General features: G+C 36.9%; 14 protein-coding genes and 1 pseudogene. 6 read left to right on the plus strand and 9 right to left on the minus strand.

The genetic code is table 11. From position 1 onward, the window contains the following. Positions 1-573 precede the first annotated feature (573 nt). The 9 genes and pseudogenes from B9T16_RS20745 to B9T16_RS20785 form a co-directional block, all read right to left on the minus strand. Positions 574-978 (minus strand): annotated as a pseudogene (locus B9T16_RS20745) (DUF1064 domain-containing protein). Next, the gene (locus B9T16_RS20750; protein ID WP_410245652.1) at positions 968-1,321 is read right to left on the minus strand and encodes a hypothetical protein; all 354 of its coding nucleotides are present in this window, start codon (positions 1,319-1,321) and stop codon (positions 968-970) included. Before B9T16_RS20750 ends, B9T16_RS20745 begins: the two are co-directional and overlap by 11 nt. A gap of 99 nt (positions 1,322-1,420) precedes the next feature. Next, positions 1,421-1,885, minus strand: a complete 465-nt coding sequence (locus B9T16_RS20755; protein WP_410245653.1) for a hypothetical protein — start codon at positions 1,883-1,885, stop codon at positions 1,421-1,423. 193 nt (positions 1,886-2,078) lie between these two features. After that, positions 2,079-2,723, minus strand: coding sequence for a hypothetical protein (locus B9T16_RS20760; protein WP_410245654.1), 645 nt, complete (start codon positions 2,721-2,723; stop codon positions 2,079-2,081). An 80-nt stretch (positions 2,724-2,803) separates the two neighbouring features. Further along, on the minus strand, positions 2,804-3,052 hold the full coding sequence (locus B9T16_RS20765) for a hypothetical protein (protein WP_410245655.1): 249 nt from the start codon (positions 3,050-3,052) through the stop codon (positions 2,804-2,806). Positions 3,053-3,175: 123 nt separating this feature from the next. Further along, complete coding sequence (locus B9T16_RS20770; protein ID WP_410245656.1) at positions 3,176-3,670, minus strand: hypothetical protein; 495 nt, start codon at positions 3,668-3,670, stop codon at positions 3,176-3,178. 225 nt (positions 3,671-3,895) lie between these two features. After that, positions 3,896-4,831, minus strand: a complete 936-nt coding sequence (locus B9T16_RS20775; RefSeq protein WP_410245657.1) for a hypothetical protein — start codon at positions 4,829-4,831, stop codon at positions 3,896-3,898. Between the two features lie 41 nt (positions 4,832-4,872). Then, a complete protein-coding gene (locus B9T16_RS20780) occupies positions 4,873-5,064 on the minus strand; it encodes a hypothetical protein (RefSeq protein WP_410245658.1) in 192 nt (63 codons plus the stop codon). Between the two features lie 69 nt (positions 5,065-5,133). Next, positions 5,134-6,888, minus strand: a complete 1,755-nt coding sequence (locus B9T16_RS20785) for a hypothetical protein (protein WP_410245659.1) — start codon at positions 6,886-6,888, stop codon at positions 5,134-5,136. A 63-nt stretch (positions 6,889-6,951) separates the two neighbouring features. Here B9T16_RS20785 and B9T16_RS20790 point away from each other — a divergent pair, with 63 nt between their 5' ends. From B9T16_RS20790 to B9T16_RS20815, 6 genes are all read left to right on the plus strand, one after another. After that, on the plus strand, positions 6,952-7,749 hold the full coding sequence (locus B9T16_RS20790) for a hypothetical protein (protein ID WP_410245660.1): 798 nt from the start codon (positions 6,952-6,954) through the stop codon (positions 7,747-7,749). 26 nt (positions 7,750-7,775) lie between these two features. Next, the gene (locus B9T16_RS20795) at positions 7,776-8,123 is read left to right on the plus strand and encodes a hypothetical protein (protein ID WP_410245661.1); all 348 of its coding nucleotides are present in this window, start codon (positions 7,776-7,778) and stop codon (positions 8,121-8,123) included. Positions 8,124-8,193: 70 nt separating this feature from the next. After that, on the plus strand, positions 8,194-8,424 hold the full coding sequence (locus B9T16_RS20800; protein ID WP_410245662.1) for a hypothetical protein: 231 nt from the start codon (positions 8,194-8,196) through the stop codon (positions 8,422-8,424). Further along, positions 8,399-9,217, plus strand: a complete 819-nt coding sequence (locus tag B9T16_RS20805; protein ID WP_410245663.1) for a hypothetical protein — start codon at positions 8,399-8,401, stop codon at positions 9,215-9,217. Before B9T16_RS20800 ends, B9T16_RS20805 begins: the two co-directional genes overlap by 26 nt. A 7-nt stretch (positions 9,218-9,224) precedes the next feature. Next, positions 9,225-9,374, plus strand: coding sequence for a hypothetical protein (locus B9T16_RS20810; RefSeq protein WP_014275953.1), 150 nt, complete (start codon positions 9,225-9,227; stop codon positions 9,372-9,374). Positions 9,375-9,582: 208 nt separating this feature from the next. After that, the gene (locus B9T16_RS20815; RefSeq protein WP_035735690.1) at positions 9,583-9,837 is read left to right on the plus strand and encodes a hypothetical protein; all 255 of its coding nucleotides are present in this window, start codon (positions 9,583-9,585) and stop codon (positions 9,835-9,837) included. Positions 9,838-10,958 lie beyond the last annotated feature (1,121 nt).

Genomic DNA, 10,958 nt, shown 5'->3' on the forward strand with positions numbered 1-10,958 from the left:
ATTCAGTCTCGTATTTTTCAATATAAAACCGTACAGCAATTAATTCTTTATCACCTTTGGAATAACTCCAATCCTTATCATTGAAGTTAGAAAAATCCCCTGATACACCTTTCCCGAATATCCATAAATGAGGTGACTTAATTCGGAATTATGCATAATCAACAATTAGAAAGGTTGCCGTTTCACCGGGCTTAACTGCACTGCAATAACTAAATTTATCGTCCTGTTTTTTGCCGTAATATCCGATACTCATGATTAATTATCCTTTGATGATTGATTGATTATGACGTTTGAGATTTTTTTGCATACCTCCCAAAATTGAGAGTTGCCAACAATTGATACTCGTAGGCTGCCTTCATTTGTCAACCTTGCTGTAGCGTGACCTCTGTAGTCCTAGGGCTATAACAACCCATATAGGAATAAGCTAAATCAAGGATTTTCTGGGTTTTATGTTCCTTTATAGGGGTTAGTATCCGGTAGGCTATTTGAGTGGTTTCTGACTCAAATAGGTGTGGGTTATAGGTGGTGTTTATGAACTCACCGTCAATAGAAAATAACCCCTTGTAGTGTAGTTTATTCATTGTTTGCCCTTGGAATTTCTAAGTTGTTTAAAATCTCCTGAAACTCGTCGATATTGATAAATGAGATGCCTTGCCATCGGTAGGATGTCTCCCTTACAACAAACCAACACTGATTGACTAAGCCAGGATTAAGGTACTGCAATAATTGCATTTTTAGCTTAAATGAATCAGTTAATAATCCCTTAACTTCGATGTAACGATTAAAGAACGGACTATAAAAGTCGGGGGTCTAGGTGATATTTTTCCAAGGTTTTGCATGTTCAATTAATGTCATTTTAGGGTGAACAATTAATTGATTATCATGTTTTCGTAGAAGGTGATAAACCCGACACTCAAATGCACTTGGAAAATAATAGCCGTCTATTTTTTGCCCTCTAGCATTGTATTTATTTTTCATCTTTTGGGTACACTCCGAAAGATGTATTAGGATTATCAGGTTCTCTATCCCCGCCGTTTTCGGCTTGATATATATCCCATTCAGCCCTGTAGAACTCTAGGGCTTCTGTACAAATTTCCTCAAGTTTGTCAGGATGTAATGGTATTAATTTTTTAAGAATTTTGCCTATAAAATAAGCGATGAAATCCTTATCAAACTTAACCAGGGTTAACTCATATTTTATCTCAGCTCGCTTGTAAGAAATTGGAACTTTGATATATAGGGAATGACCGATATACATCAAGGGGGTTAACGCGATGTTTCGTAGGTTAAGTCTAACCTCGGACCAATGACGTGGTATCATGCTATAATTTCCTAATACTTGTTGACTGCCACCTTGCATATTTTTTAATTCACACTTCACTAGACAATTTATATGCAAGGTGACTTTATGCTAGACCCCTTAATCTAACCAACTAGAAAATGGGTTGACTTCATTATCTTCATGCTCTAAATCACTCTCAGAGCCCAGTAGGTGGTCTTCTAGGGCGTTAATATCATCCTGTATGGCTCCCGTAACCTTACGAGGCAGCTTCACCCCCCCTGCTTTTAATAGCGTCAGGATTGCGTTGGTGACTCGTTTAAGTGTGGCAATCTCTGAATATGTCAGATAAAAGGTATTTGAGTTGATAATCTCCGACGTTTGGAGTTTGTTGGTCAATGATTGAATTAATGAAGTTTTGGGGTAAGGAAGGTAAGTATTAACCAACTCCAGAAACTTAGTAAACTGATTAAACCGACTCAACGTCTCTTTGTATTCTGTAGGAGTCAATACTTTATTAGTATTGACATTAGTTACATTTTCTACAGTTACGCTACCTTCAATTGATTCTGTAACTGTATAGTTACCTTGCTCTTTTGAATTCACTGTATTTAATTAAAATTATCTTATCTAATTAATTTATTAAAAATAAACATAAATTATACAATTTACACTTATTTATAAAAATATCAAGTATTACATTAAGTATATATAGAATGTACAAATAATAACCAATACAAAAAACTCGTTAATCCTATTTTGTGATTTAACGGGTATATAATTAGCAACAAGATAGTTATTATGGTTTGTTGCCTGTTTTCTCAGGTAAAGCGCTAAGGTTTCCTTGTACTTGGTTTGGTGCTTCAGTTTTGCCTGTTGTTAATTCCCCTAATTTAGCTAAGGTCATGTCATCAGATGCAGGAATACGGAACATTGAATTGTAAGTTCTGATTGACGCTGGTTTTTTACTCCAATATTTCGCGAATACATACAATAAAGAACTGATAGAAAAAATTAGCGGAACTTTTAAACTAATAAATCTTAGCTTTCTTTCGCCTGCGTTTGTTCCCGATGTCGTATAGGTACGCCAAACACCCTGCGTATCTAGGGGAGCTTCTACGAAAATCCTGGTATATTCCGAGCGTTTCCATGCCCTAACTCTCGAACCTACGATAATATTACGTCTATTGGCGTTTGTATAAGTGCTAGTACTTCTTACCGGCGGTTTCCAAATAGTTAAACCCCTAACCTCGCTTGGTTCAAGCCCCAGTGCGTTTCCAGATAGTGTATAAAGCAGCAACATAGGCATAGGGATGACGTGTTTACTGGTTTTATCTACGGGGGCCTCAACCATTAGAGACCTTCCAAGGCAAGTACCCTTTGGTTGCGCTAGTTTAGCAACAAACTCGGCTTTATATTTATTATACGCATCATTTAACGGCATAATTTAACCTCATTAATTATCAAACAAAACCTTAGATAGGTAGACATTAACACTATTGTTGTCTACCTAGTTAATGAACCCTAGTCGTCAATGAACACGGGGATAGCTATTACATCAATAGAACCACTGGTGGCATTCAATACATCGTCAGTGGGAATTGTTAGGGATACTGTCACGGCTCCAGTTGCCATGTTGCGGGTATAAGTTGTGACTACCGTTACACCGTCAGGGTTTCTAGTCCCACTTATTTGCGCTCTCTGAACCTGTTCAATAACTTCTAATAATTGGTGCTCAAGAGTGTCACCATTAAGAGTCACTGGACTTGCCATAATCATCGCCTCCGATAAATCAATATTAACAAGATAACACTAAACTGATGTGTGTGGTTTCTTTCATTTAATTAATTGCCTGGGAGCTACATATATGTAGCTCCCTATTTAGTTAAAACTACACTAAGTCGATGTAGGTAGCCGGCTCCCAGTTTTCATTTCTAATGATGTTCGAGTAGCTGTTCTGATAACATCATCTATCCATGTTGGTTTATTCTCAAAATGTAAAGGAATTTTTACTTTAGACTTCCTAGGGTCTTTATACATTGCTAAAGCGGAACTTTCTCCCATATCGATTTTGGCTTGTTCAAACTTATCGATTAATTCCCAGTTAAGTATTTTAACCTCCGATATATACATTTTTGTTTCCTTTATTCGTTTCGCATTTTCCCTGCCCCCATAGCCTTTCCTTTCCTCACATATCAAAGGGTAAACAATACTAGAATTCGTTAATTGTACTAAATACTTGCAAATTCTTTCTGCGTTACTTTTACTTGATTCATTTACAAAAAATGAGAATTTTCTACCATTTCTTAATTGACAAGCTACTTTTATATTGCCTTTGGTAAATGCAGACTTACTAGGTTGTGTAAAAATCTTTTGTAATTTATCCCACATTATTTTATGCCTCTCAACTGAGGGTAGCTCTATTTGAGTTTTTTGTAATGTACTCCTACGTTCTTTAGTCCAATATGGAGGCTTTTCATAGTTATATAAAATAAAGGTTAATTGAATTTTTAAATTACTACTATTCGGAACTTAAGAGATATCTCCAGACCCTACAAATTGCCCCATATCTCTATTTCCTAATATTTCAGTTTGAGCTAACGCATTTGCTACATTTTATTGAAGGTTTCTTAATGATGATACAAGTCTAAATCGCTCTCCACCATTTTCAATAACTGCATTAACTAACTGTTGCTGTCTATTTTCCTCAATGCGTTGCAAGGCAATATATTCATCTAATCCTTGAGCAACTAAAATAATTGCTTCTTTACAGTTCTCGCTAAACTCATCCCAGAATTCCTCGGAACTGTCTTGGTTCCAAATGGTGTTTAACTTACCATCATATTTTTCTGGTAACTTTTCTCTAGCGTCTCTTTTTTGCTTTCCGAAACTCCATTCTTCCCCTTTTTCGTCACCCCATTTTTCAATCGTTCCTTTACCACCAGGAACCATTGAAATAATAGCCGTTGCAAGTGTTGAAGGACTTTTATCTAAAAACATTTTAACCGCTCGTCTGCCATGTTTAAACAGTTGCCACGCTATGGCTTTCATAGCCATGTTAAATGACTGTTTAACGTATGAACCGAAAGCTGTAGATACTTCCATAAGCATTTCAAGCCCCTTGCTTAAGGCAATGTGTATTGCAGCAGCTTTGTTGATAAATGCGATGCCGATGGTAGGTAATACTCCACAAACTAATTTACCTGCCATATTACCCAAAAAACCGGCGGTAGTACTAATAAATTGATTAGCAATATTCATCATATTTTTGTCTATCTGTTCATCTGATATATTCCAGTTGAAATTCCAGAAACTATCCCAATTAGACGTGATAAATCGTGCTAATTTCTCAAAACTAAAGTTAGATAAAAACTTAGTAATACCCTCCCATAACCAACCTCCAAACGATTTACCCCATTCAACTACTTTACCAGTTATTTTTGCCCATAGCTTGCCAAACCAACCCATCTCTTGAGTGGATGTACGTTGAGCTAAGTTAATCTGTCTAACTCCGTTTCTGCCTATACTGCTACGGGTTTGACGACTAGACAAGCTACGAGTACTCCTTAGCATTCTCGCGCTTCTAGCTACCATTACAAAGTTCCTCTCAGTGGGTTATCGCCGTCAATCAATTCGGTTTCTATCTTGATATCAGGAAAGTCTTTTTTCAATAATTCTTGTACTTTCTTGGTTTCCTGTTCTCTGATATCGTCTTGTTTTTTCATTGAATCATATAACCGCGTTAAATCGGCTAATATGTCTTTAGACGGGTCATTACTGTTCACCTGTAAAGTACCTTGTTCTCTAACTATTGAGAATATTTCATTTATTTGATTTAAGGCTGTCTGTAGTGTTTATTTAGCGTTCTTTTTATTAGTTATTTTAACTTTACTTTCGTTAGGTTTTAACAGTTCCTTAAAGCTCTCAGCTTCAGGAGTAAAAGCTGTTTTAAGTGTTGCGTATTTTTCCTCAGTTTTAAAGCCTAAATAATCTAATATTTCTGAGACCTCTCTACCGGTTTTAAAGGCTGCTGAATGCGCTAACCCAGTCTCATGTAAACAGGTTAAAACGGCGTTTTGGGTCACTTGGTGACTAATAGCTATCTCTATTACCATCCCGAATATTTCCGCTATCGCCTCAGCTAAGTTAGGCAATTTGATTTCCGCGTGTTCCTGTTCTTTGGTCATCAAATTTACGTCATCAATCTCGACTTTAACTTCAAACTCACCCCATCTTTCGTCATCAATATCGAATTGATACATTAACCATTCTGGCAATGTGTTTATTCGTTTAATTCTGTTCTCTCGATTATTAGCATTAACCGTTATTTTTTCAGGCATTTGAGCGGGAAAGGATTCAGGGTCTAAAAACTCATAAATCCGTCTAATCATTCCACAGCATTCTTCGTTCATATCTGGTATTGTTACAATATTTCGCGTTACCTCTGTATATTCTAATTCACATATAGGGTCATAAACAAAATTAGCTCCCTCTTTGTTACACGGGAATACCCCTAACCCCCAAAATGTGTGTCTCATCATCATACTAGAGTTTCTTATATCATAGTATTTATCTCTCTGTCCATAGTGCGTCCATAGAGTTCTCCAGCGATTGCTTAACTCTTTATTTATTATCCTTCTGCCAAGGGAGTACCAAGTTGTGATTCTTCTAGTATTACTAGGACTTTTGTGCATATTTAAAAAAGTCTGTAAATATTCGCCGCGAATATATACAGCACTAAATAGGGTATGAACACCTGGATAATGACCATCATCTATTCCGTTTAATTCTAGTTGTGAATATTCGCAGATAATTGTATTTGTGTCATCTGAATCCCATACTATAACCCGTGACTCAGGCAGCCATCTATAAGGCAGTAGAGTATAGCTTACTGGTATTGTTCTATCATAAGAGATATTCTCGCAGATATCACTATACTTATGATGTATATTCCAATCGAAAATGATTTGATTTCCTAACCTGTGCACTTCTGCCTCAATATCATATTTTTCCTCATATTCACAAAAACGTGGTGGATTATATTGCCTATAGGTACTTGTGTAATGTCCATAGGGAACAACCCAGAAAGGCAATAAATAATTACAATCTGATTTAACGTTTATAGTTCTTTCAATTAATTCGTCAATGTAGGTTTTGGTAGTTTCATCACCTCCAATATCTGACCTTCTACCTTTGTCATCATCTATCTTGTCGCCGCTATTAGGACCGCCAAAACCTCTACCAGCACCACCCTTTCCCCTAGGTTTTTTTCCTCCCTTTGGCTCGTCTCTTTTTGGGGGTTCCTCGTCTACTCGTCGTGTGTCATCATCTACTCGTCGTGCCTCGTCTTCTCTTTTCCACCTACCATGGTCTTCTGGGTTAATTCCACGCGGCACTCTGGTGATTGGGTCCCAAGGATTTACTAATCCGGGAACACCTCCTCTATCTCTTTCCCTTGCATACGGTAAACCCCTACCAAAGTCCATTGTTGAAGATGTTTGGTCGCCTAAATCTCCTGCTAACCCTGAACTTACACCACCTGACCTACCAACCCCGCCTGACCTACCAATATTCCTAGGTGTACTTGACCTAATAGTGTCTCTAACCATTTAAATAATCACATTAAAGTAGTAATATTATACTAATAAATAATTTATTAATAGGTGGTTAAAATGGTTCGAGGCATTAAAAATATCACGCCCAATATAGACGTTACTAACTGGAATAATTCTATACAATTATTTAACGGTACTACTTTAGAATCATTAATAACAGAAAGATATAAATATGATATCGGTATTTACAGTTATATATCCTCGTTAAACGCTAGGTGTTATATCCCTAATATTGCGATGTCAGAAGTGCCTAAAATTTATCCAGAGGATAGTTATTATCAAAGATGGCAAAAAAAACAGGAAGTTTTGCAGGGAGCGGTAGATTTACAAATATTTTATTGGAATATGGCAACAGAAAACGGGTTAAATTTAGGAGTTTTCAAGCTCCCCTATTATGGTGGTTTTCACACTGAAAACCTGTTAATTGAATTAATCACTAATCAAAATGAAGGTCTGGCAATTGATAATGACTCAATATTGAAAGCTCGGTGTTTAACGCAATTACACAATAACGATTATATTAATATTTTTGGTATGGCAGAATACCAACTTGATATTCTCTCGAAAACGCCAATATTAACACAGCCTAAAAACTTTGGCGTTACAATAGGCAATACCCCCACGTTAGTTAGACCCTCAAATATTAATCGGTATAGGTTGCACTTACAAAACGTAGGTTCTGTAGGGGTATGGTTTTGTCACGGTGATATTAGTAATTGTGTACCTTATCAATGCCTATATTTACCTCCTAACGCTGGGTGGGATGATGAACTAAAATCAACAGCTTCTATCTATGCTATAACTGAGGATAGCGTAACCAATATTGTTGGATTAGAACAAACAATAAATTGGTAAATTGTACTTTGATTTAGGGGTTTATTATGAGTTTCTGTGTTTACAGTTCTATTGTCAATTTAGACACTCTAAACATTAACAGTAAAATACCGGGAACACCGACAACTACAGCGATAAGTTTGACTGCTAACACTATCACGGAAGTTGTGCCTATCAATGCTACCAGTAACGGTAGAACGGTGTTTGTAAAGAATCGCTCAAATACCAATGTACATCTAATATTTGACCCTACAGGCACTGATATTCCAGACGCTGCATTTTCGGTTAAACCAGGCGACACCATCTCGATAACTTGGGGTAGAACTGAGTTGCAAGCAATAGCAGAATCTACGGCTAATATCAGCGTTACAATTATCGAATATATCGATATGTAATCATTTAATTAAAGTGACTAGTGTTAATTTATCAACCATTTAATTAAGTAATCAATAAAGAGGTTAAATTATGAATAATTTTGAAATATATAAATCATGGTTTCCGTGGGATAGAATATCAGATAAGCCTGCTGATTTTAACCCTAGTCCACATTTGTATAATATAGAAGATGTTAAGAATTTAAACAATGAAATTAATCAGATTAACGCTGATATAGCTGCTATTAGTCAGTATTGTAATTATGATGTAACGCTAGGATTAACCCCAATTCCTAGTGATAAAAAAAATATACAATATTGACAATCTATCCTTTGCTCGAACTACCGGGATAAAGATACAGTATTACGGGAACGCCTCCACAAACTATAACAGTGGTATTCAAAATGCTACACTATATTTTCTTCGCTCAAATACAGATTTTGCATGGTTTAGACGCGGAACATACACTCAGGAAAGAAATAGCCCCGGTTCCGGTGGTTATTTATCAATGGTACTTAAAGATACCGGTAGTCTAGGGATTAACGGAATACAGCCAGAAACTACTTTAGACGTTAACGGAGCCACTCAAACTTCGTTCATTCAGTTTAAAGATAGAACGCAACCAATCAAACAGCATAATATTAGAAAATATACAGGAGGTTTTTATAACGACAATTACAACAATAGTGATAATAAATTGTTAAAAATCGATATCAAATCCGGTGATAAAATTGGAAAATTAATCGGTAAAATATTTATATTTGGTCATGCGATTTGTCAGGAATATAATATCATTTTGCAGTACAAGAAACAAAGCGATGGTGATTTAAGCGTTCTGTTTAGTACGTTTTATAATGTGACAACTTTTAGCCCTTCAGTAGCGATATTGCGATGTTATATAAGCATCTTAAACACGGGTACAGAAATATTTTTAACTCACCACTATGATGATAGTAGTTATAATGGAATAGGCGGGGATTTATTTTCAATTGAGCCTAAAGAAGATGTCAATGTTTCATTTTTTGAGGATTGGTCAGCTATTGATATTTGTGATTATACCTTAGTTAATGAATCCCCTTTATGTATTACACGACTAAATGCCAATATTAATTGAATTTATTATGCCTAATGCACTTGATATATCAGAGGGTAATTGGTTTAAAGTATACGATAAATTCTTTAAAGAAGATACCGATAATTTACACGGTGTTAAAACTTTACCCGACATTTCTGGCTGCAAATTTATCAGGATATTATTTGACGCTGGCTGACAGTGTACCCGTGTACTGGAAAATGGCAGGGTGGCTTAAATTCTATGCCTACAATGATGTTAACCAAGCTATGCTAGTTAAAAAAGAGACTATATGGCTTAATGAATATCAAATAATTGAATCACCGCCGTACAGCAATTTTTACGCTTAATTTTCTCCACTAGAAAGGATTAAATGGTTTACACTTCATTTTTGGAAATTAATATAAATGAACTTGGTAATAGTTGAATTAGGGTTAATTATTGTCGCGATTATTCTCAGTACGTTCATTACGCATACAGGAAACCTAATGATTGAGAGTAGGTTAGACGGTATCCAAAATAGCCTAAATTATTTGATTAGATATGTTAGTGATTCTATGACATCAATAGTATGCAAAAAACAGTCAGAAGATAAAAAGCAATCACCCCATCTTCCAATCAACAGAGATGATATTGATGATGATGGTTGGAGAAAACCCTAAACCCTAACACCTAACAGCTACCCCAATAACTTAAATGGCCCCCTATGGTTTCTAACTGTAGGGGTTCATTCATATTATCTGTTTACAGACTGTAAACAGATAATATGAATGCTCACCCCTAGTTTACCTACAATAAACACCCTAAGCCAAAACCTTAACCCGTCTATTAGGGGTACTGAGTTCTGAACATGATGATTACCCCTATAAATTGGAGACTTGCTGAGGATTATGTAGGTATCGGGTGTCGCTGGTAAAGCAATTCCCTAGGATTATGTAGGTATCAGCGAGAGCTGACGAAACAAGTCACCAGTTGAAAAGTTGTTTGGGGGTATCGCTTCAGTATGTCATAGCCAGGTTAGTCGTGATTATGCGATCGCATTTTGTTGGTAGCGAGTAGGTTCCTCAATATTTCACCAATAACCTGACTACCCCTATGGGTTTTGAAATTTGAGCCATACCCTCCCCCCCAACCGGAACAAACACTCTTGGGGGTGCGACCGATGTGATAGCAGTCAATGGTGAGGAACGAACCGATAGGCTTGCCATTGACTGCTATCACAAGGGAACTACCCTATCGGTGTTTGGTTGGGGGGGAGGAATGGATATTTGACAGATTGATTAAGTTGTGCTTATTGATTAACCCGTCAATAATTAAGTTTTGTTGCTGAGGGATATGCGCTAATTGTCCCGTGTGCTAAGACTGAATGGAGTGCATATTGAGTGTGACGATACGACTATCGGGTTAAGTGAATTCCCGCTATCGTAATGCGGATAAGGGTTTCCAGATAATGGGGGCGGTGGGACTTGAATCCACACGACCGTTTAAGGTCAACGGATTTTCATCCTCTCGCAGCTTTCGCTACAGCATCAGGTAGGTTGATCCGCGCCTAATTGCCTTGAGAATTGGACTCTCCCTTTACCCTCGGCTTAACGTTAGGGTAGCTCCCCTCGAGTCTCTGCACCTTCGCATAAAGAAGTTCCAGAAATTATATATTTCCTTCACCCCTTCAAGGGCTTGGCTCAGGATTGCCTTGTCTGCGAACAGATTTAGGTTTCCCTGAGTTTGAGAGCAGTCACTTGAGGGATTTCTCACCCCAAGGCTCAGTTTTCTAAGTCCGTAG

This window comes from Arthrospira sp. PCC 8006, from assembly GCF_046480465.1.
Classification (GTDB): Bacteria; Cyanobacteriota; Cyanobacteriia; order Cyanobacteriales; family Microcoleaceae; genus Limnospira; species Limnospira platensis.